Origin of the sequence: Paenarthrobacter sp. 22069 (assembly GCF_052046035.1) — a bacterium.
Lineage (GTDB): Bacteria > Actinomycetota > Actinomycetes > Actinomycetales > Micrococcaceae > Arthrobacter.
The window spans coordinates 20,314-40,960 of record NZ_JBQEQF010000015.1 but is presented as its reverse complement, the minus strand read 5'-3'; the positions used below and the strand labels follow the sequence as shown (position 1 = coordinate 40,960).

Genomic DNA, 20,647 nt, shown 5'->3' with positions numbered 1-20,647 from the left:
GTATATCCCCGGAGCCATCGCGGTTCGAGAGGGAAGGAACGACAGGGATGAACCCCCAGCGATGGCTCTTAGATGCCACTACTCCTGCTATTTCCATGGCAGGCACCACCGCCATCAGGGCCGCCGCGTGACGGCCCGTGCGGAGCTCCAGCCCGCCGATGGCGTGCTCACCGCTTTTACGTCCGGGGAAAACCAGGCCATGGCCCTGGCCCTGGAGGCCGCCCTCAAAGGACCCAGGGGAGCGAATCCACTAGTGGGCGCTGTCGTGGTCGACTCCGAGGGCCGGCAGGTGGTCACCGGCTACCACCGCGGTGCCGGTACCGCCCATGCCGAAGCCGACGCCATCACCCAGGCCACCGAAGCCGGACTGGACCTCTCCGGCTGCACCATGGTGGTCACGCTGGAGCCCTGCAACCATGTGGGCCGCACCGGGCCCTGCACGGAAGCCATCATCGGCGCCGGGATCACCGATGTGGTCTACGCCGTCGACGACCCCCACGACCCCGCTGCCGGCGGCGCCGCCACCCTGCGTGCCGCCGGGGTCCGCGTCCGCAGCGGCCTGGCCGCCGAGGAATCCCTGGACCTGAACCGCCAGTGGTTTGAGGCAGTGGCCGCCAAGCGCCCGTTCGTGACGCTGCACATCGCCCAAACCCTGGACGCCCGGATCGCCGCCGAGGACGGAACCAGCCAGTGGATTTCCAGCCCGGAGTCCCTGGCGGACAACCACGGGATCCGCGGCCGCATCGATGCCATCCTGGTGGGCACCCAGACCGTCCTGGTGGACAACCCCCGCCTCACCGCCCGCGATTCATCCGGGCAGCCGGCGCCCAAGCAGCCCGTCCGGGCGGTCATGGGGCTTCGCGACGTTCCGGCTGACGCCGCAATCCTTGGCGGTGACGGGCTTGCTGTCCACCTTCCCACCCGCGATCCCCGTGAGGCCTTGACCTTGCTGTACGGATCCGGCGTCCGGCACGTCATGGTGGAGGGCGGCTCAAGGATCCTCAGCGCCTTCCTGTCGGCAGGCCTGGTTGACGAACTCATCGTGTACCTGGCCCCCACCCTGCTCGGATCCGGAACTCCTGCCCTGAACGGACTGGGGATCACCAGCCTGCCGGACGCCCAGCAATGGGAATGGGACCCTTCCGACGGCGGCGCGGTCCGGACGCTGGGCAGGGACCTACGACTTCACCTCAGACCGCAACGCAGAGTTGCCCTCGACCACCCACCAACCCGCGACACAGCGGAGCAAGCCCAGGGAGGCTACTGATGTTCACCGGAATTATTGCCGAGCAAGGGCAGGTGCTGTCCGTGGAGCGTGACGGGAACACCAGCGCCACTGTCCGGCTGCACGCACCCACTTCCACTGAGGGCCTCGCACTGGGCGGTTCCATCGCCGTGAACGGCGTGTGCCTCACGGCAACCGCCATCGACGGCCAGGACTTCAGCGTGGATGTCATGGGCGAGACCCTGGTCCGCAGCACCATCGGCGAACTCACCGCAGGGGACTCCGTCAATCTGGAACGCTGCGTTCCAGCCGGCGGCCGCCTTGACGGCCACGTGGTGCAGGGACATGTTGACGGCGTGGGTGTCCTGCTGGAACGGGAACCGCAGGGAAACTGGGAGCGGCTGCGCTTCGGTGTCCCCGCCAACCTGGCGCGGTACATCGCCGAAAAGGGCTCGATCGCCATCGACGGGGTCTCCCTCACCGTGACGGCTGTCAGCCCGGCTGCGGAGGCCGAGCCCTGGTTTGAAGTGGGGCTCATCCCCACCACCCTGGCCGAGACCGGCCTGGGGACAAAGACCACCGGAAGCAGGGTGAACCTGGAAGTGGACGTCCTGGCCAAGTACACCGAACGCCTGCTGGCCTTCCGGACCAACAGTGCGGCACCCGGTACCGGCGAAGCCGCACTGGCGGGAGGTGCGCTGTGAACGCCGCCGTGCGGGTAGGCCCGGCCATCGCCACAGATGCTGTCGCCGGCCAGGCGACGGCAGCTCCCGCCAGGGGACTGGACCAGATCGAGGACGCGGTGCGTGCCATGGCCGCCGGCCGGCCCGTGCTCGTGGTCGACAACGAGGACCGCGAAAACGAAGGTGACATCATCTTCGCCGCCCAGCACGCCACGCCTGCACTCATGGGGTGGACCATCCGGTACAGCTCCGGCGTCATTTGCGTCCCGCTCACCGGGGACCGGGCCGACGCCCTGGCGCTGCCTCCCATGACCGCGGTCAACGAGGACGCCAAAGGCACCGCGTACACCGTTTCCTGTGATGCCGCCACCGGCGTGAGCACGGGCATCTCGGCCACGGACCGGGCCCTCACAGCCCGCATCCTGGCCGATCCGCAGGCGTCACCAGCCTCAATCACCCGGCCGGGGCATATTTTTCCGCTGCGTGCCGTTGACGGTGGTGTGCGGGAACGCCAGGGCCACACCGAAGCGGCCGTGGACCTGTGCCGCCTCGCTGGACTGGAACCCGTTGGCGTCATCGCGGAAGTGGTGTACGACGACGGCGAGATGATGCGCCTCGACGGGCTCCGTTCGTTCGCAGCTGAACATGGGTGCCCCTTGATCTCCATTGAGGACCTGGTGGCGTATCTTGAAGCCGGGGCCGGGGGAGCCCAGGGTGAGGATGCCCGGGTGACACCGGGCGAAGAAAAGGAGAAGCGATGACGGCAGCCGCAGCCAGCGACCACAGCCACCAGGAGGGCCCCGCGGGACACACAGGTGTATCCGGCGAGGCGCCCCATCCCGTCAGCGGCGGGCCGATCGTGCAGCTGCCCACCGCCTTCGGCGATTTCGTGGCGCAGGCCTGGACGGACCTGGTAACCGGCGTCGAGCATCTGGCCGTCAGTTCCCCCTCCGAACCCACCGATGGCCAGGCGCCCCTGGTGCGCCTCCACTCCGAGTGCCTGACCGGCGATGTCTTCGGTTCGTACCGCTGCGACTGTGGCGAGCAGCTCGCCTACGCTCTGGAACTGATCCGCGACAACGGCGGCACACTGCTCTACCTGCGTGGCCAGGAAGGCCGCGGGATCGGCCTGGCGAACAAGATCAAGGCCTATGCGCTGCAGGAGGCGGGGTTCGACACCGTGGAGGCCAATGAGCAGCTGGGTCTGCCCGTTGATGCCCGCTGCTACAAGGCCGCCGCCCAGATCCTGGCGGAAATGGGACTGCACGAGGTCCGGCTGCTGAGCAACAATCCGGACAAGCAGAACAGGCTGGCCAAGGCCGGGGTGAAGGTCGTGGAGATGGTCCCCACCGAGGTCCCGTCCCGCGAACAGAACATCCGGTACCTGCGGACCAAGAAGGACCGCATGGAACACCGGCTGCTGCTGGATACCCACACCGCTCCGGTGACGGTCACCGCAGCTGAAGCTCTCTACGACCACGAACAAGACTGAACTCCCAGAGAACGAACGGAATACAAGATCACATGAGTGGACACGGCGCGCCCGACATCGACCTCAGCACCCTCAACCCGGCGGAAACCTCGCAGCTGAAGCTGGCGATCGTTGCAGCCAGCTGGCACACGCAGATCATGGACGGGCTCCTCGACGGCGCCCTGCGGGCTGCCAAGGACGCCGGCATTGCGGACCCCACCGTCCTGCGGGTTCCCGGCAGCTTTGAGCTGCCGGTGGCCGCCGCGCGGCTGGCACCGCACTTTGACGCCGTGGTGGCCCTCGGCGTCGTGATCCGCGGCGGCACGCCGCACTTCGACTACGTCTGCCAGGCTGCGACGTCGGGACTGACCGACGTCAGCGTCTCCACCGGCGTGCCGGTGGGCTTCGGCGTGCTCACCTGCGACAACGAACAGCAGGGCCTAGACCGCGCCGGCCTGCCCGGCTCCAAGGAAGACAAGGGCCACGAGGCCGTCACCGCGGCACTGGCCACCGCCGTCGTCCTCAAGCAGTACCGCAGCTAAGCGGCACCCCGCTGCACGGGCGCGGTGTGTATTCCCTCACATCGCGCCCGTCATGGAACCGCCCGGGAAGCGCCCCCACGGCCGCAGCAAGTAGGCTGGAGGGCGTGAAGAATTTCGAGACGCTGTTCGCTGAGCTCAGCGAGAAGGCAGCCACCCGCCCGGAAGGCTCCCGCACCGTCGCTGAATTGGAGTCCGGTGTTCACGGCATCGGCAAAAAAGTCGTTGAGGAAGCAGCCGAAGTATGGATGGCTGCCGAATATGAATCCGATGAAGCTGCGGCCGAGGAAATCTCCCAGCTGTTGTACCACCTGCAGGTTCTGATGCTCGCAAAAGGCCTGACCCTGGAAGACGTCTACAAGCATCTGTAGCCACCGGCCGGCGCACCTGCCGCCGTGCCCGCCGTGGCCCGCACTGCCTGACTAGACCCAGACCTTCCACCCAGAAAGATTTCCCCATGCTGCGAGTAGCCGTTCCCAACAAGGGCTCCCTGTCCGAAGCCGCCTCCGCCATGCTCTCCGAAGCCGGATACCGCCAGAGGCGGGACAGCCGCGAGCTGGTCATGGTGGACCCCGACAACGACATCGAGTTCTTCTTCCTCCGTCCCCGCGACATCGCGGTGTACGTGGGCCAGGGAACGCTCGACGTCGGCATCACCGGCCGCGACCTCTTGCTGGACGCCGAGGTGGAGGCCGAAGAGCTGCTTCCGCTGGGATTTGCCGCCTCCACCTTCCGCTTCGCCGGGCCGGTGGGCGATTTCAGCTCCGCCGCCGAGCTTGAAGGCAAGCGCCTCGCCACCAGCTACGACGGCCTGCTGCGCAACTACCTGGCGGAACGCGGCATCAACGCCAAGGTGGTCAGGCTTGATGGTGCGGTGGAGTCCTCTGTCCGGCTCGGCGTCGCCGACGCCATCGCCGATGTCGTCGAAACCGGCAACACCCTCAAGGCCGCCGGGATGGAAATCTTCGGCGACCCCATCCTGAAGTCCGAGGCCGTCCTGATCCGGCGCACCGGCAACGGTGGCGCCGCCAACGGCACGGCCAAGGAAATCGACGTCCTCATCCGGCGCCTCCAGGGTGTCCTGGTGGCGCGCCAGTACGTGCTGATGGACTACGACATCCGCAAGGAGCTCGTGGAGAAGGCGGCCGGCCTGACCCCCGGCCTCGAATCGCCCACCGTCTCGCCGCTGCGCGATTCCGACTGGGTGGCGGTCCGGTCCATGGTGCCCAAGAAGGAAACCAACCGGATCATGGATGAGCTGTACGACCTCGGCGCCCGCGCCATCCTGGTCAGCAGCATCCACGCCTGCCGCATCTAACACCGGCCCCCAGCAAAGCACCACAGAATTCCAGGAGTTCCCATGGCAGTAGCAGTAAGGGTCATCCCCTGCCTTGATGTTGACGCCGGACGCGTCGTCAAGGGTGTCAACTTCGAGGGCCTCCGCGACGCGGGCGACCCCGTGGAGCTCGCCCACCGCTACGACAATGCCGGCGCCGACGAACTGACGTTCCTTGACGTCACGGCGTCCTCGGGCAACCGGGAGACCACCTTTGACGTGGTACGCCGCACCGCCGAGGAAGTCTTCATCCCGCTCACCGTTGGCGGCGGCGTCCGTGGGGTGGCCGAGGTGGACAAGCTCCTGCGCTACGGCGCGGACAAAGCCTCCATCAACACCGCGGCCGTGGCACGGCCCGAGGTCATTGACGAGATCACCCGGCACTTCGGTTCCCAGGTGCTGGTCCTGTCCGTCGACGCCCGGCGCACCCGGCCCGGATCAAAGCCCACGCCGTCGGGCTTCGAAGTGACCACCCACGGCGGCCGCACCGGAACCGGCATTGACGCCATCGAGTGGGCCAGGGAAGCCGCGGACCGGGGCGTGGGCGAGATCCTGCTGAACTCCATCGACGCGGACGGCACCAAGGACGGCTTCGACCTTGAACTTATCAAACTGGTCCGTGCCGCCGTCAGGGTCCCCATCATCGCATCCGGCGGCGCGGGAGAGCCCGCGCACTTCCCGCCGGCGGTCGCTGCCGGCGCTGACGCGGTCCTGGCTGCCTCGATCTTCCATTGGGGTCCGGACGACATGATGCACCAGGTCAAGGACGCCATCCGGGAAGCCGGTTACGAAGTGCGCTGACCCCCAACTCACTGGCAGTTGTTGCCGTTTTGAACACTCATAATGACAACAACTGCGAGTCAGTTTGTCTTTAAAGTCCTACTTCGGCTGACTGGAGGAGCGCGACGGCGTCCGGCTGGCCTTCGAACGTGACCAGGGCATGGCGGGTGCGCCCATGTGCGTGCATCAGCAGTTCGCCCGGCTCGCCGACGATGGCCACGGAAACAGGCGCACGCTTGGCGACGTGCCGCGGCCCGGACGGGCGGACCAGGACAATGCCCAGGTCCACGCCGCGGTACAGGATGGCGGCGCGTTTGACCAGTTCATCCCAGAGCGCGTCCGAGTACGCCTCGTCGAGTGCCCGGGGGGCCCACCGGTCCACGGCGCGCCGGACGTCCTCCGTGTGCACGAAGTACTCGATCAGGTTGGCGCTCTCGTCCAGGGCCCGGATGCTCATCGGCGACAGCGCCGGCGGCCCCGCGCGGAAGGTGTTCACCAGCCGGGCGTAGTCCTCGTTGCTTGTCAGCTTTGCCGCAAGCTTGGCGGTGGCCTGGTCCGATGCCTTGGCCAGGCGCTTGATGATCAAACCGAGCCCGACGGCGGCCTTGCGCTCCCGCAGGTAAAGGTGCGCGGCAAGGTCCCTGGTACGCCAGCCCTTGCACAGCGTGGGCGCATCAGGGCCCGCCGCAAGCAGGGTTTCGGCCAGGACTTCTCGGGACGGTTCGACGAAATGCATCACTTGGAAAACTAGCACGAGAGCTGCGCAGTTGGGCAGCACTGGGGCGCCCGGTGGCGTGCCGTTGTTCACAACAGGAGAACGTGTCCGTGAAGGCACTAGACTTGACCCGATGTCTGAGCAGCCAACCCCCGTCCCAACCGCAGGAACAGCCGTGTCCCAAGCCCCGGCGTCGTCCGCGGGATCCGCCCCGGCCGAACCCTCCGCCAGCCCGCTTCCGGAAGAGCTGGCCGCCGCGCTCAAGCGCGACGCCGCAGGCCTGGTGGCAGCGGTGGTGCAGCAGTACGACACCAACGAGGTGCTGATGCTCGGCTGGATGGATGACGAGGCCCTGCACCGCACCATGACCACCGGACGGGTCACGTTCTACTCCCGCTCACGCCAGGAGTACTGGCGCAAGGGCGACACCTCGGGCCACGTGCAGTGGGTCAAGTCCGTAGCCATGGACTGCGACGGCGACGCACTGCTGGTGCGCGTCGACCAGGTGGGTGCCGCCTGCCACACCGGCACCCGCACCTGCTTTGACGGCCGGGCCCTCGACGTAGTGGCCGGCCAGGCAGGCTGACCGGCAGGCGCCGGCAGCGCGNATGGCCGGCCGCGCCACCCAGCAAGCACACTCCAGGTGCCCCCAACGCGGGCCCTTTCGAAGAACAGGCGGACAAGCATAGCCATGCAGGACCTTGGAACCATCAGCCCAAGCCTCGAGGAATTCCGGGAACTTGCCGGCCACAGCCGCGTCATCCCTGTCCGGCTCAAGGTCCTCGCCGACGCCGAAACCCCCATCGGCCTCTACCGGAAGCTGGCCCAGGGCCAACCCGGCACGTTCCTGATGGAATCCGCGGCGGTGGGCGGAGCCTGGTCCCGCTACTCCTTCATCGGCGCCAGGTCGCGTGCCACCTTGACCACCAAGGACGGCCAGGCGCACTGGCTCGGTGAACCGCCCGCAGGCGTACCCGTCAGCGGCAGCCCCGTCGACGCCGTCCGCGACACCATCGACGCCCTCCGCACCGACCGGTTCGACGGGCTGCCGCCCTTCACCTCCGGCCTGGTGGGCTTCCTCGGCTGGGAAACCGTCCGGCACTGGGAACGCCTGGTCAGCCCGCCGGAAGACGACCTGCAGCTGCCGGAGATGGCGCTGAACCTGGTTACCGACATGGCCGTGCATGACAACGTGGACGGCACAGTCCTGCTGATTGCCAACGCGATCAACTTCGACAACAGCTCCGAGCGGGTGGACGAGGCGTGGCACGACGCCGTGGCGCGAGTCAAGGAACTCCTGGCCAAGATCAGCGCCCCCGTGGTGCAGCCCGTCTCCGTCCTTACGCCTGCTGCCCTGGACTTCGCCTCCAGCGTCCAGGAGCGGTGGGACGAGGCCGAATACCTCGCAGCGCTGGACCGCGGCAAGGAAGCCATCGTGGACGGCGAGGTCTTCCAGGTGGTGATTTCACGCCGTTTCGAGATGGAATGCCAGGCGTCCGCGCTGGACGTGTACCGGGTGCTGCGCAACACCAACCCCAGCCCCTACATGTACATCTTCAGCCTGGCCGACGCCGAAGGCCGCGAGTACTCGATTGTGGGGTCCTCGCCGGAAGCACTGGTGACGGTCACGGGCGGCGAAGTCATCACCCACCCCATCGCCGGCTCCCGGCCGCGCGGCAAGACCGTGGAAGCGGACAAGGCCCTCGCCGAGGAACTCCTGGCGGACCAGAAGGAACGCGCCGAGCACCTCATGCTGGTGGACCTGTCCCGCAACGACCTCTCCAAGGTCTGCGTGGCAGGCACCGTGGACGTCACCCAGTTCATGGAGGTGGAGCGTTTCAGCCACATCATGCACCTGGTGTCCACCGTGGTGGGCCGGCTGGCACCCGCGGCCAAGGCCTACGACGTACTCAAGGCCACGTTCCCGGCAGGAACCCTGTCCGGAGCGCCCAAACCCAGGGCGCTGCGCCTCCTCGACGAGCTGGAACCCCACCGCCGCGGCATCTACGGCGGCGTGGTCGGCTACCTGGACTTCGCCGGCGACATGGACATGGCCATCGCCATCCGGTCCGCCCTGATCCGGGAAGGCCGCGCGTACGTGCAGGCCGGCGGCGGCATCGTGGCAGACTCCGTGAACCCCACCGAGGCCCTCGAAACCGTCAACAAGGCCGCCGCCCCGCTGCGGGCGGTCCACACGGCCGGGTCGCTGCACAACATTTCCGCGGACTCCCTCCCCGGCGGGACGGAGTCCTGATGGCGGATCCGGGCATCGCTGCGGACCGCCCCAAAAAAGCCGGGAAGAAACGGCCGGTGCCGGTGTGGGCGCGCAAATCGACCCTGGTCATGCTGATCACCCTCCTGGCCCTGGCCGCCTTCGGCACCACCACCCAGACATGGATTAGCGCCACCCTGGACCCGAACCAGGTGGGCCAGGCCGGCGCACAAAACGCCATCCAGGTCCAAGGCAGCAAGGCAGCCACCACCGTAACGGCCCTGGCCCTCGTGGCCCTGGCCGGCGGCCTGGCCGCAGCCATTGCGGGCAGGATCGCCCGGTGGTTCATCACCGCCATCATCGTCCTTGCCTCCGCCGGGGTGGCAGCCGCCGCAGGCACCGTCCTGGCTGACCCACTGGCGGCGGCGCAGGGGAGCATTGCAGCCGCCACGGGCATCTCCGGCAGCCAGGCCCACGTCGAGCTCACCCCCTTCCCGATGCTCGCCGTCGTCGCCGGCTGCCTGTTGGTGCTGGCCGCCCTGCTGATCCTCCCCGCATCCCGTTACTGGAAGTCGCGGACGAAGTATGACCCGCCCGCCGCCGCGGGGGCTGCGGCACCCGCGGGCCCCGTGGACGAAATCGACAGCTGGGACCGGCTGTCACGCGGTGAGGACCCCACGTAAGGCCAGGGGCTGCCGCCGCGGTCAAGGCGTCGACGCCCGCCGGTACGCGGGGGGCAGCCAAAAAATGGCAGAATGTAAGCAGTATCCATCCTGAGGAGATTTCCATGAGCAAAGCACCTGCGTCCGTTTCCAAGTCAGGCACCCGCACGGTGGCCCCCGGCACCATTGACCACAGCCAGGAACTGGGCCACGGCAACAGCCCGGCCGCCTGGACCTGCGTCATTGTCATGCTGGTCGGCGCGCTCATCGCAGCCATCGCCTTCGTCATCGCCAGCACGCCCATCTTCATTGGCGGCGCCGTTGTCATGGTCATCGGCCTGATCCTCGGTTACGTCATGCGCAAGGCAGGCTACGGCGTCGAAGGCAGCAAGCTGAAGAACTCCGGCCACTGATGGCGACTGTTCTCGATGACATCAACGCCGGTGTCAAGGAGGATATGGAGGCCAGGAAGCGGCTCGTTTCCCTGGCCGAGCTGAAGGACCGTGCCCAGGCCGCGGCACCTGCCCGCGACGCCTGGGCGGCCCTTGGCGGAACCTCCCCAACCCGGGAACAGCTGAAAGTCATCGCCGAAATCAAGCGCCGCAGCCCCTCCAAGGGCGACCTCGCCAGCATCGGCGATCCGGCGTCACTCGCCCGGCAGTACGCTGACGGCGGTGCCTCCGTCATCAGCGTCCTCACCGAGCAGCGCCGCTTCAACGGGTCCCTCGCCGACCTCGATGCCGTGCGCGCCGCCGTCGACACCCCGCTGCTGCGCAAGGACTTCACGCTCGACGAGTACCAGATCTGGGAGGCCCGCGCGCACGGCGCCGACCTCATCCTCCTCATCGTTGCCGCCCTTTCGGATGCGCAGCTTTCCGAGTTCAGCGCGCTCAGCCGGGACCTTGGCATGAATGTGCTGGTGGAGACCCACACGGAAGAGGAAATCGAGCGGGCCGTCGCTGCCAACGCCCGGATCATCGGCGTCAACGTGCGCAATTTGAAGACGCTCGACGTCGACCGTTCCCTCTTCGCCTCACTGGCAGGAATGATCCCCGCGGAGGCGGTCGTGGTGGCCGAATCCGGCGTCCGCGACGCCGACGATGTCACGCACTACGCCGCCAGTGGCGCCAATGCCATCCTGGTGGGCGAGGCTTTGGTCAGCCACGCCACCCCACGGGAGCGGATTGCCGAATTCACTGCGGCAGGTGCCGCAGCCATCGCCGCCCGGGCCTGACCACACCGGGACCCAAACCCCTGCGCGTCCGGCCTGCCGCCGGGCCGCAGGAACACCCGTCCGGCGCCGCCGGAACAGCATGCTTTTGACCGACCAACTCTGAACAGGACAGGAACGATGGCTGACGCACCCTCAGGAAAAGCTGACAACATCACTACGGAAGCATTCCTGCAGGGCGGATCCCTCCGCCACGCCCCGGGGCCGTACTTCGGCAACTACGGCGGGCGATGGATGCCCGAGTCGCTCATCGCCGCCCTGGACGAACTGGAAGAGACCTTCAACAAGGCCAAGGACGATCCCGATTTCCGGGCGCAGATCGCGGACCTGAACAAGAACTACTCGGGCCGGCCGTCCCTGCTCACCGAAGCAAAGCGGTTCTCCCAGCACGCCGGGGGAGTACGGGTGTTCCTCAAGCGCGAGGACCTCAACCACACCGGATCGCACAAGATCAACAACGTCCTGGGCCAGGCATTGCTCGCCAAGCGCATGGGCAAAACCCGCATCATCGCCGAAACCGGCGCAGGCCAACACGGCGTCGCCAGCGCCACCGCGGCAGCACTCCTGGGCCTGGAATGCGTGGTCTACATGGGCGCCGAGGACTGCCGCCGCCAGGCACTGAACGTTGCCCGGATGGAACTCCTCGGTGCCAAGGTCATCCCCGTGACCAGCGGATCCCAGACCCTCAAGGACGCTATTAACGAAGCCCTCCGGGACTGGGTTGCCAACGTTTCGAACACCCACTACCTGCTGGGGACTGCCGCCGGCGCCCACCCGTTCCCCGCCATGGTCCGCTACTTCCATGAGGTCATCGGGGAGGAAGCCCGCGCCCAGATCCTGGAGCAGGAAGGCCGCCTCCCGGACGCCGTGTGTGCGTGCATCGGCGGCGGTTCCAACGCCATCGGCATTTTCCACGGCTTCCTGGACGATCCTTCCGTGAAGATCTACGGTTTCGAGGCTGGCGGCGACGGCGTGGACACGGGCCGCCACGCCGCCACGATCACGCTGGGCAAGCCCGGCGTCCTGCACGGCGCACGGTCCTACCTGATGCAGGACGACGACGGGCAGACCATCGAGTCGCACTCCATCTCGGCGGGCCTGGACTACCCGGGCGTCGGTCCGGAACACTCCTACCTGGCCGATATTGGACGGGTCAGCTACGAGCCCATCACGGACAGCGAGGCCATGGAGGCCTTCCGCCTGCTGTGCCGCACCGAGGGCATCATTCCCGCCATCGAGTCCTCGCACGCCCTGGCCGGCGCCATCAAGGTTGGCGAGCGGCTCGCCGCCGAGGACGCCGATTCAGCCGGCGAAAAGATCATCATCGTGAACCTGTCCGGGCGCGGCGATAAGGACGTGGCCACCGCGGCCGAATGGTTTGACCTGTTGGACAAGAATTCCGCCGAATCCGAAATCGGCAAAGAGGGGGAGCAGCTGTGAGCAGCGCAGAGATGACCAGCAAGTCGGCAGCCGCCATTGACCGGGCCCGGGCGCAGGGACGTTCCGCCCTCATCGGCTATCTCCCCGCCGGGTACCCCAGCGTGGAGCACACCATCGCCGCCGGCATTGCCCTGGCTGAGAACGGTGCCGACCTGATTGAGATCGGCATCCCGTACTCGGATCCGGTCATGGACGGCCAGGTCATCCAGGCCGCCACCACCGAAGCCCTGGCCAAGGGCTTCCACGTCAGCCAGGTCTTCGACGTCGTGGCCGGCATCACCAGCAGGACCGACGCCGCCGTCCTGGTCATGACCTACTGGAACCCCGTGGTCCGCATGGGCGTGGACGAGTTCTCCCGCCGGCTGGCCGAGGCCGGGGGAGCGGGGCTCATCACCCCCGACCTCATCCCGGACGAGGCCGCCGAGTGGGTGGCAGCGTCGGACAAGTACGGCCTGGACCGGGTGTTCCTGGTGGCCCCGTCCTCCACTGCCGAGCGCATGCAGCGGACCGTGGACGCCAGCCGCGGCTTCGTCTACGCCGTCTCCATCATGGGCGTGACCGGTGCGCGGGCATCCGTCAGCACGGCGGCGAAGGACGTTGTGGCAGCGGCCCATGCCGCCGGAGCCGAACGTGTTTGTGTGGGACTTGGCGTCTCCACCGCGGACCAGGTCCGGGAAATCGCCGCGTACGCCGAAGGCGTCATCGTGGGCACCGCCCTGGTGGCATCCCTGCGGGACGGCGGAGTGGACGCCGCCGCCGCCCTCACCAAAGACCTCAGCACGGGTTTGGTGCCGGAAACCGGCCGCACCCAGGAAGCCGGGGCCTAGGCCATGCAGCCACTCCTTCAGGCGGCAGCCCTGGCGCCAGGCCTGGTCCCCGCCAGCATCCCGAGCCCGGACTGGTCCGGCTTTGATATTCCCCTGCCCTGGGGAACCTTGCGGATCCACGCCTACGCCTTGTGCATCCTTGCGGGCATCATCGTCGGCCTGTGGCTGACCTCCGTCCGCTGGGCCAAGCGCGGCGCCCCTGAAGGCAGTGTCTGGGACATCGTGATCTGGGCCATCCCACTGGGCATCATCGGCGGCCGGCTCTATCACGTCGTGTCCTCCCCGGACGCTTACTTCGGTCCCGGCTTTGACGGCACCGGAGACCTCTCGCTGATCCCGCAGATCTGGCGCGGCGGCCTGGGGATCTGGGGTGCCGTGGTCCTGGGCGCCGTGGGGGCCTGGATCGGTTGCCGCCGCAGTGGCGTCAAGCTCAGCGCCTTTGTGGATGCAGCCGCCCCCGGACTGCTCCTTGCCCAAGCGGTGGGCCGCTGGGGGAACTACTTCAACCAGGAACTCTTCGGCGGTCCCACCACGCTGCCGTGGGGGCTGCAGGTCGACGCCGACAGCCCCAACTTCCCGGCCGGCATGCCGGCGGACACCCTGTTCCACCCCACCTTCCTCTATGAATCGCTGTGGAACCTGGCAGGCGTGCTGATCCTGCTCGCCTTGGACCGGCGCTTCCACTTCCGCCGGAGCCGGCTCTTCTGGCTGTACGCCATGTATTACACGCTGGGCCGCGTCTGGATCGAAGCGATGCGGATCGACGACGCCGAACAGATCAACATCTTCGGCATCACGACGCGCCTCAACGTGTGGACCAGCATCTTCGTGTTCCTCGCGGCGCTGATCGCCTTCATACTGCTGGGCCTCAAGGGCCGGCCGGAGCCGGACACCGTCTACCTCCCGGGCCACGGGCCTGTGCGGGACGCCGAGGAGGGACCGGATACCGGGACAGTCACAGAAGTCCGTGATCCGGACGCCGTTGTCTCAGATAGTGATTCGCGTGGTAATCTCCCTGATAACCACAGCGGTTCCAGGCGTACTTCCGACCCCACGGAAGAAGCCGAGGCTGCATCGGCCGGCGCCAAGCCCGGACCTGATGCGACGGTTGCCGGGCACTCCGGCAGCACAGCCACAGGACCCGCATCGGAGGCCGGCACCGGGAAGTAGGGCGCCGGCCGGGCAGGGCAGCAGAGCCACCGCTCGAAGAGCCCGAAACCACAATGTCGTGGCATGGGGCACCGTCCGTACAGCGTGAAACTGCTGTCCGGTGTTGCCTCGGGCAGGGGCCTGCGTAACCGTTAGTTCAGCAGGCTGCGCTGACCTACAATTTCCAGTAATCAACACTTTGTTGTGCCCCTGCAACGGCGCCGACGAGTGGGGCCAACGGTGTCCCTTCCATACGCACGATCAGGAGGAAGGACGTCTCCCATGACCCAAACTCTTAACACTCCCAGCTGGTCCGAACCGGATCAGCCTGAGGCTGCAATGTCGCCGTTCAAGCGCTTTGCCGCCATGCCGGAGGCTGCCGGGCTGTACAACCCGGAACAGGAGAAGGACGCCTGCGGTCTCGCGATCATCGCGACGCTGCGCGGCGAGCCCGGGTACGACATCGTCGATGCCGCACTGACCGCGCTGCGCAACCTTGAACACCGCGGTGCCGTGGGCGCGGACGAGGGAACCGGGGACGGCGCCGGGCTGCTCATGCAGATCCCGGACGAATTCTTCCGTGCCGTCACCGAGTTCGAACTGCCTGCCCCCGGCCAGTACGTTGCCGGCACCGCCTTCCTGCCCGCCGAGCAGCGCGAAGCCGACGCCGCCAAGGCCGGCATCGAGGGCCTGGCCGCCGACGAGGGCCTGAAGGTCCTCGGCTGGCGCGAAGTGCCCGTCGTCGCGGATCTCGTCGGGGCCATGGCGCGCGCCTGCATGCCCTACTTCTCCCAGCCGTTCCTGGCATCCGCCGACGGTGGGGAACTGGACCGCAACGAGCTCGATGCCCGCGCCTGGCGCATCCGCAAGCGTGCCCAGAACAAGTTCGGCGTCTATTTCCCGTCCCTGTCCTCCCGCACCATCGTCTACAAGGGCATGCTCACCACCGCCCAGTTAGAGCCGTTCTACCCGGACCTGTCGGACAAGCGGTTCAAGACCAAGCTTGCCATCGTGCACTCGCGCTTCTCCACCAACACCTTCCCGTCCTGGCCCCTCGCGCAGCCGTTCCGGACCATCGCCCACAACGGTGAAATCAACACCGTCAAGGGCAACCGGAACTGGATGCGTGCCCGCCAGTCCCAGCTCGCCAACCCGCTGCTGGGGGACTCTCCGGAAGAGCTGTACCCCATCTGCACGCCCGGCGCCTCCGACTCCGCGTCCTTCGACGAGGTGGCGGAACTGCTGTGGCTCTCCGGCCGCCCCATTACGCACGCGATCATGATGATGATCCCCGAGGCCTGGGAAAACCACGCCACCATGGATCCAGCCCGCCGCGCGTTCTACGAGTACCACTCGCTTCTGATGGAACCCTGGGACGGCCCTGCCGCCGTTTCCTTCACTGACGGCAATCTGGTGGGTGCCACCCTGGACCGCAACGGCCTGCGCCCCGGCCGCTTCTGGATCACCGAGGACGGTCTGATCGTCTTCGCCTCCGAGGTAGGCGTGATCGACGTCGAGCCCTCCAAGGTGGTCAAGAAGGGCCGCGTGTCCCCTGGCAAGATGTTCCTGGTGGACACCGAAGCCGGCCGCATCATCGACGATGAAGAGGTCAAGGCCGAAGTGGCCGCGGCCAACCCGTGGGCCGACTGGGTCAAGGACAACCTGATCGACCTCGACGAACTGCCCGAGCGCGAACACGTGGTGCACACGGCTGCGTCCGTGAACATCCGCCAGCGAACCTTCGGCTACACCACCGAGGAACTGAAGATCCTGCTGGGCCCGATGGCCCGCACCGGTGCCGAGCCGCTGGGCGCCATGGGTTCGGACACCCCCGTGGCGGTGCTGTCCAAGCGCCCGCGCCTGCTCTTCGATTACTTCGTGCAGTCCTTCGCGCAGGTGACCAACCCGCCGCTGGACGCCATCCGCGAAGAATTGGTCACGTCCCTGACCTGCGCCATCGGCCCCAACGGCAACCTCCTGGACACCAAGCAGGTCCGCCAGCCGCAGGTCCAGCTGCCATTCCCGGTGATCAACAACGACCAGCTCGCCAAGATCGCCAACATCGAGGACGCCGACGGCAACCGCGTGGCTATGAAGGTCCGCGGCCTTTACCGGCCCGAAGGCGGCGAGAACGCGCTGCGCGCACGGCTCACCGAAATCTGCGAGCAGGTGTCCGGCGCCATCAACCGCGGCGTGCAGTACATCGTGCTCTCCGACCGTGACTCCAACGCCCAATGGGCGCCCATCCCGTCGCTGCTGCTGGTCAGCGCCGTGCACCACCACCTGCTGCGCAGTGCCAACCGCACCAAGACCGCCCTGGTGGTCGAGGCCGGCGACGTCCGCGAGACGCACCACGTTGCCGTCCTGATCGGCTACGGCGCCTCCGCCGTCAACCCGTATCTGGCCATGGAGTCCGTAGAGCAGCTGATCGCTGCCGGCGACGTCACCGGTGTTACCCCGCAGGACGGCGTCTACAACCTCATCAAGGGGCTGGGCAAGGGCGTCCTGAAGATCATGTCCAAGATGGGCATCTCCACCGTTGCCTCCTACACCGGGGCCCAGACCTTCGAGGCCCTGGGCCTGGGCCAGGAACTCGTGGACGAATTCTTCGCCGGCACGCACTCCCAGCTGGGCGGCGTGGGCCTGGACGTGATTGCCGCCGAGGTTTCGGCGCGGCACCAGATGGCCTACCCGGAGGGCGGCATCGAGCAGCCTCACCGCCCCCTGCTGGGCGGCGGCGAGTACCAGTGGCGCCGCGACGGTGAGCCGCACCTGTTCAACCCTGAGACGGTGTTCCGGCTGCAGCACGCCACGCGTGAGCGCCGCTACGACATCTTCAAGGCGTACACCAGGGGAGTGGACGACCAGTCCACCAACCTGATGACCCTCCGCGGCCTGCTCAAGTTCAAGAACGAGCGCCCGTCCGTTCCGCTCGAGGAAGTGGAACCCGTCTCCAGCATCGTCAAGCGGTTCTCCACGGGCGCCATGAGCTACGGCTCCATCTCCCAGGAGGCCCACGAGACGCTGGCCATCGCCATGAACCAGCTGGGTGGCAAGTCCAACACCGGTGAGGGCGGCGAAGACGTTGACCGACTCCTGGACCCGAAGCGCCGCTCAGCCGTCAAGCAGATCGCGTCCGGCCGGTTTGGCGTAACCAGCCTCTACCTGACCAACGCCGACGACATCCAGATCAAGATGGCGCAGGGCGCCAAGCCCGGCGAGGGCGGCCAGCTGATGGCGCAGAAGGTCTACCCGTGGGTGGCCCGTACCCGGCACTCGACCCCCGGCGTCGGGCTGATCTCCCCGCCCCCGCACCACGACATCTATTCGATCGAGGACCTGGCGCAGCTCATCTACGATGCCAAGCGCGCCAACCCCTCCGCCCGTGTCCACGTGAAGCTTGTCTCGGAAGTCGGGATCGGCACCGTGGCGTCCGGCGTGACCAAGGCGAAGGCCGACGTCGTACTTGTCTCCGGACACGACGGCGGCACCGGCGCCTCGCCGCTGAACTCGCTCAAGCACGCCGGTGTCCCGTGGGAGCTCGGCCTGGCCGAGACCCAGCAGACGCTGATGCTCAACGGCCTGCGCGACCGCGTCGTGGTGCAGGTGGACGGCCAGCTCAAGACCGGCCGCGACGTCGTCATCGCCGCGCTGCTGGGCGGTGAGGAGTTCGGTTTCGCCACCGCCCCGCTGGTGGTGGAAGGCTGCATCATGATGCGCGTCTGCCACCTGGACACCTGCCCGGTGGGCGTTGCTACGCAGAACCCCGAGCTGCGCGCCCGCTTCAGCGGCAAGCCGGAGTTCGTGGTCAACTTCTTCGAGTTCCTTGCCGAGGAAGTCCGCGAGATCCTCGCGGAGCTCGGTTTCCGGAGCCTGGAGGAGGCCATCGGCCACGCCGAGGTCCTGGACACCCGTGAGGCCATCGACCACTGGAAGGCCGAGGGCCTGGACCTGGATCCGATCCTGCACGGCCTGGAGTTCGACGACGACGCGCCGCTGCGCAACATGACCGGCCAGAACCATGAGCTGGACAAGCACTTCGACCAGCGGCTGATCACCATGGCCACAGAAGCGCTGACGGACCGCAGCCCGGTCAAGATCACAGTGGACGTCATCAACACCGACCGTTCGGTGGGCACCATGCTGGGCCACGTTGTCACCAAGACCTTTGGTACCGACGTCCTGGCCACCGACACCATCGACATCACACTGAACGGCACTGCCGGGCAGTCGCTGGGCGCCTTCCTGCCCGCAGGCATCACCCTGCGGCTCTTCGGTGACTCGAACGACTACGTGGGCAAGGGCCTCTCCGGCGGCCGGATCATCGTCCGGCCGGACCGGACCAACGTGTTCAAGGCGGAGACGAACGTCGTCGCCGGCAACGTCATCGGCTATGGCGCCACCAGCGGTGAGCTGTTCCTGCGCGGCCAGGTGGGCGAACGGTTCCTGGTCCGCAACTCCGGTGCCACCGCCGTCGTTGAAGGCATCGGCGACCACGGCTGCGAGTACATGACCGGCGGCCAGACACTGATCATCGGCCGCACCGGCCGCAACTTCGGTGCCGGCATGTCCGGCGGCACCGCCTACGTCCTGGACCTGGACACTGCCAAGGTCAACAAGGACGCCCTGCAGTCCGGCGAACTCCAGCTCCGCGAGCTGGACGCCGAGGACCGCGACATCGTCCACGGCCTGCTGGTCAAGCACGTGGAAGAAACTGACTCCCAGCTGGCGGCGCGCCTCCTCGAGAACTTCGATGACACCGCCGCCCGCATCACCAAGGTGCTGCCGCGCGATTACGCGGCCGTGCTGCAAACCCGTCTCGACGCCATCGAAGAGGGCCTTGACCCGGACGGCGAAGAAGTTTGGTCTCGAATCCTGGAGGTGACCGGTGGCTGATCCACGCGGATTTCTGAAAGTACGCCAGCGTGAAACCCAGCCGCGCCGTCCCGTTCCCGTCCGCATCATGGACTGGAAAGAGGTTTATGAGGCGCAGGAGAAGGGCACGCTGAAGGCCCAGGCCGGCCGGTGCATGGACTGCGGCATCCCGTTCTGCCACCAGGGCTGCCCGCTGGGGAACCTGATTCCCGAGTGGAACGACCTCATGTGGCGCGACAAGGGCGAGGAAGCGATCGAGCGGCTGCATGCCACGAACAACTTCCCGGAGTTCACCGGCCGGCTCTGCCCGGCACCCTGCGAGGCGTCCTGCGTGTTGGGGATCAACCAGCCCGCCGTGACCATCAAGCAGGTTGAGGTCTCGATCATCGACGAGGCCTGGGACAACGGCTGGGTCAACCCGCTGCCGCCCGCGCGCCTCACCGGCAAGACCGTGGCCGTGGTTGGTTCCGGCCCTGCAGGCCTGGCCGTCGCCCAGCAGCTCACCCGGGTGGGCCACACCGTGGCCGTCTATGAGCGGGACGACAAGATCGGCGGCCTGCTCCGGTACGGCATCCCCGACTTCAAGATGGAAAAGGAGCAGGTGGACCGCCGCGTCGAGCAGATGAAGGCCGAAGGCACCCGCTTCCGGACCGGAGTGGCCGTTGGCACCGACGTGACTTGGGAGCAGCTGCGCAGGCGCTACGACGCCGTCGTGGTCTGCACCGGTGCCACCGTCCCGCGTGACCTGCCCATCCCGGGCCGCGACCTGGACGGCGTCCACTTCGCCATGGACTACCTGGTGCCCGCCAACCGTGCGGTAGCCGGGGAAACCATCGAAAACCAGATTAACGCCCACGGCAAGCACGTGGTGATCCTCGGCGGCGGCGACACCGGTGCGGACTGCCTGGGTACCGCCCACCGGCACGGCGCTGCGTCCGTCACCACCCTCGCGATCGGCAAGCAGCCGCCGTCCGAACGTGCCAGCCACCAGCCGTGGCCGACGTTCCCCAACCTGTTCGAGGTGGCCAGCGCACACGAGGAAGGCGGCGAACGCACCTACCTCGCCTCCACCGTCGAGTTCGTTGGCGAGAACGGCAGGCTGACCGGGGTCAAGGTGGCCGAGACGGAGTTCGTGGACGGCAAGCGCCTGCCCAAGGCCGGCACCGAGCGGATCATCCCGGCCGACCTGGTGTTCCTGTCCCTCGGCTTCACCGGCGCTGAGCCGGCCGGCATCAACGAGCAGGTGCACGCCGAATTCGACGGCCGCGGCAACGTTGCCCGCGACGGCTACTACATGACCAACACCGAAGGTGTCTTCGTAGCCGGTGACGCCGGCCGCGGACAGTCCCTGATCGTATGGGCCATCGCCGAAGGCCGTGCCGCCGCAGCAGCCGTGGACAAGTACCTGATGGGAAGCACCATCCTCCCCGCACCCGTTGCGCCGACGGACCGTGCCATCGCCGTCCTCTAGGGGTGCATCGAGGGTTCACCTCGCCGACAAC

The 20,647-nt window shown here is 67.4% G+C and carries 19 protein-coding genes; 18 read left to right on the top strand and 1 reads right to left on the bottom strand.

Features of this window, described 5'->3' with window-relative positions; all coding sequences use genetic code 11:
* Positions 1 to 199: 199 nt before the first annotated feature.
* From ribD to hisF, 8 genes are all read left to right on the top strand, one after another.
* Entirely contained in the window at positions 200 to 1,267 is a 1,068-nt protein-coding gene (gene ribD, locus ACTJK0_RS13580; RefSeq protein ID WP_440745564.1) for a bifunctional diaminohydroxyphosphoribosylaminopyrimidine deaminase/5-amino-6-(5-phosphoribosylamino)uracil reductase RibD, read from the top strand.
* Positions 1,267 to 1,929, top strand: a complete 663-nt coding sequence (locus ACTJK0_RS13575) for a riboflavin synthase (RefSeq protein ID WP_440745520.1) — start codon at positions 1,267 to 1,269, stop codon at positions 1,927 to 1,929. The genes ribD and ACTJK0_RS13575 overlap by 1 nt, the downstream gene beginning before the upstream one ends.
* Positions 1,926 to 2,669, top strand: a complete 744-nt coding sequence (gene ribB, locus ACTJK0_RS13570; protein WP_440745519.1) for a 3,4-dihydroxy-2-butanone-4-phosphate synthase — start codon at positions 1,926 to 1,928, stop codon at positions 2,667 to 2,669. The genes ACTJK0_RS13575 and ribB overlap by 4 nt, the downstream gene beginning before the upstream one ends.
* On the top strand, positions 2,666 to 3,400 hold the full coding sequence (gene ribA, locus ACTJK0_RS13565; protein ID WP_110544451.1) for a GTP cyclohydrolase II: 735 nt from the start codon (positions 2,666 to 2,668) through the stop codon (positions 3,398 to 3,400). The genes ribB and ribA overlap by 4 nt, the downstream gene beginning before the upstream one ends.
* Before the next feature lie 32 nt (positions 3,401 to 3,432).
* Entirely contained in the window at positions 3,433 to 3,921 is a 489-nt protein-coding gene (gene ribH / locus ACTJK0_RS13560) for a 6,7-dimethyl-8-ribityllumazine synthase (RefSeq protein WP_110544449.1), read from the top strand.
* 104 nt (positions 3,922 to 4,025) lie between these two features.
* Positions 4,026 to 4,289, top strand: coding sequence for a phosphoribosyl-ATP diphosphatase (locus ACTJK0_RS13555; RefSeq protein WP_009358176.1), 264 nt, complete (start codon positions 4,026 to 4,028; stop codon positions 4,287 to 4,289).
* An 86-nt stretch (positions 4,290 to 4,375) separates the two neighbouring features.
* Positions 4,376 to 5,236, top strand: a complete 861-nt coding sequence (gene hisG / locus ACTJK0_RS13550; protein WP_110544448.1) for an ATP phosphoribosyltransferase — start codon at positions 4,376 to 4,378, stop codon at positions 5,234 to 5,236.
* Positions 5,237 to 5,278: 42 nt separating this feature from the next.
* A complete protein-coding gene (gene hisF, locus ACTJK0_RS13545) occupies positions 5,279 to 6,055 on the top strand; it encodes an imidazole glycerol phosphate synthase subunit HisF (protein WP_110544446.1) in 777 nt (258 codons plus the stop codon).
* 70 nt (positions 6,056 to 6,125) lie between these two features.
* Here the strand turns inward: hisF and ACTJK0_RS13540 are convergent, their stop codons facing one another.
* Entirely contained in the window at positions 6,126 to 6,770 is a 645-nt protein-coding gene (locus ACTJK0_RS13540) for a TIGR03085 family metal-binding protein (protein ID WP_110544633.1), read from the bottom strand.
* Between the two features lie 112 nt (positions 6,771 to 6,882).
* On the opposite strand from ACTJK0_RS13540, the gene hisI reads away from it, so the two are divergent.
* From hisI to ACTJK0_RS13490, 10 genes are all read left to right on the top strand, one after another.
* Positions 6,883 to 7,335, top strand: coding sequence for a phosphoribosyl-AMP cyclohydrolase (gene hisI / locus ACTJK0_RS13535; protein WP_440745518.1), 453 nt, complete (start codon positions 6,883 to 6,885; stop codon positions 7,333 to 7,335).
* A 105-nt stretch (positions 7,336 to 7,440) separates the two neighbouring features.
* Entirely contained in the window at positions 7,441 to 9,003 is a 1,563-nt protein-coding gene (locus ACTJK0_RS13530) for an anthranilate synthase component I (RefSeq protein WP_110544443.1), read from the top strand.
* On the top strand, positions 9,003 to 9,644 hold the full coding sequence (locus ACTJK0_RS13525; protein ID WP_440745517.1) for a Trp biosynthesis-associated membrane protein: 642 nt from the start codon (positions 9,003 to 9,005) through the stop codon (positions 9,642 to 9,644). Before ACTJK0_RS13530 ends, ACTJK0_RS13525 begins: the two co-directional genes overlap by 1 nt.
* 104 nt (positions 9,645 to 9,748) lie before the next feature.
* Positions 9,749 to 10,036 (top strand): HGxxPAAW family protein, encoded by a 288-nt coding sequence (locus ACTJK0_RS13520; protein ID WP_440745516.1) that lies wholly within the window; start codon positions 9,749 to 9,751, stop codon positions 10,034 to 10,036.
* Positions 10,036 to 10,857, top strand: coding sequence for an indole-3-glycerol phosphate synthase TrpC (gene trpC / locus ACTJK0_RS13515; protein WP_440745515.1), 822 nt, complete (start codon positions 10,036 to 10,038; stop codon positions 10,855 to 10,857). The genes ACTJK0_RS13520 and trpC overlap by 1 nt, the downstream gene beginning before the upstream one ends.
* Before the next feature lie 117 nt (positions 10,858 to 10,974).
* Positions 10,975 to 12,294, top strand: coding sequence for a tryptophan synthase subunit beta (trpB, locus tag ACTJK0_RS13510; protein ID WP_440745514.1), 1,320 nt, complete (start codon positions 10,975 to 10,977; stop codon positions 12,292 to 12,294).
* A gap of 11 nt (positions 12,295 to 12,305) precedes the next feature.
* Positions 12,306 to 13,121: a tryptophan synthase subunit alpha gene (gene trpA, locus ACTJK0_RS13505; RefSeq protein WP_440745563.1), complete on the top strand. Its 816-nt coding sequence runs from the start codon at positions 12,306 to 12,308 to the stop codon at positions 13,119 to 13,121.
* A gap of 3 nt (positions 13,122 to 13,124) precedes the next feature.
* The gene (gene lgt, locus ACTJK0_RS13500; protein WP_440745513.1) at positions 13,125 to 14,291 is read left to right on the top strand and encodes a prolipoprotein diacylglyceryl transferase; all 1,167 of its coding nucleotides are present in this window, start codon (positions 13,125 to 13,127) and stop codon (positions 14,289 to 14,291) included.
* Positions 14,292 to 14,552: 261 nt separating this feature from the next.
* A complete protein-coding gene (gene gltB, locus ACTJK0_RS13495; protein WP_440745512.1) occupies positions 14,553 to 19,166 on the top strand; it encodes a glutamate synthase large subunit in 4,614 nt (1,537 codons plus the stop codon).
* Positions 19,159 to 20,616, top strand: coding sequence for a glutamate synthase subunit beta (locus ACTJK0_RS13490; protein WP_440745511.1), 1,458 nt, complete (start codon positions 19,159 to 19,161; stop codon positions 20,614 to 20,616). Before gltB ends, ACTJK0_RS13490 begins: the two co-directional genes overlap by 8 nt.
* Positions 20,617 to 20,647 lie beyond the last annotated feature (31 nt).

What these genes read in the sequence shown, in the direction of transcription:
- ribA (WP_110544451.1), top strand. Translation starts at nt 2,666, where the DNA reads ATGACGGCAGCCGCAGCCAGCGACCACAGCCACCAGGAGGGCCCCGCG.
- ACTJK0_RS13540 (WP_110544633.1), bottom strand. Translation starts at nt 6,770, where the DNA reads ATGCATTTCGTCGAACCGTCCCGAGAAGTCCTGGCCGAAACCCTGCTT.
- hisF (WP_110544446.1), top strand. Translation starts at nt 5,279, where the DNA reads ATGGCAGTAGCAGTAAGGGTCATCCCCTGCCTTGATGTTGACGCCGGA.
- trpB (WP_440745514.1), top strand. Translation starts at nt 10,975, where the DNA reads ATGGCTGACGCACCCTCAGGAAAAGCTGACAACATCACTACGGAAGCA.
- ribH (WP_110544449.1), top strand. Translation starts at nt 3,433, where the DNA reads ATGAGTGGACACGGCGCGCCCGACATCGACCTCAGCACCCTCAACCCG.
- ACTJK0_RS13520 (WP_440745516.1), top strand. Translation starts at nt 9,749, where the DNA reads ATGAGCAAAGCACCTGCGTCCGTTTCCAAGTCAGGCACCCGCACGGTG.
- lgt (WP_440745513.1), top strand. Translation starts at nt 13,125, where the DNA reads ATGCAGCCACTCCTTCAGGCGGCAGCCCTGGCGCCAGGCCTGGTCCCC.
- ribD (WP_440745564.1), top strand. Translation starts at nt 200, where the DNA reads ATGGCCCTGGCCCTGGAGGCCGCCCTCAAAGGACCCAGGGGAGCGAAT.
- trpC (WP_440745515.1), top strand. Translation starts at nt 10,036, where the DNA reads ATGGCGACTGTTCTCGATGACATCAACGCCGGTGTCAAGGAGGATATG.
- trpA (WP_440745563.1), top strand. Translation starts at nt 12,306, where the DNA reads ATGACCAGCAAGTCGGCAGCCGCCATTGACCGGGCCCGGGCGCAGGGA.
- ACTJK0_RS13525 (WP_440745517.1), top strand. Translation starts at nt 9,003, where the DNA reads ATGGCGGATCCGGGCATCGCTGCGGACCGCCCCAAAAAAGCCGGGAAG.
- ACTJK0_RS13575 (WP_440745520.1), top strand. Translation starts at nt 1,267, where the DNA reads ATGTTCACCGGAATTATTGCCGAGCAAGGGCAGGTGCTGTCCGTGGAG.
- hisI (WP_440745518.1), top strand. Translation starts at nt 6,883, where the DNA reads ATGTCTGAGCAGCCAACCCCCGTCCCAACCGCAGGAACAGCCGTGTCC.
- gltB (WP_440745512.1), top strand. Translation starts at nt 14,553, where the DNA reads ATGACCCAAACTCTTAACACTCCCAGCTGGTCCGAACCGGATCAGCCT.
- ACTJK0_RS13530 (WP_110544443.1), top strand. Translation starts at nt 7,441, where the DNA reads ATGCAGGACCTTGGAACCATCAGCCCAAGCCTCGAGGAATTCCGGGAA.
- hisG (WP_110544448.1), top strand. Translation starts at nt 4,376, where the DNA reads ATGCTGCGAGTAGCCGTTCCCAACAAGGGCTCCCTGTCCGAAGCCGCC.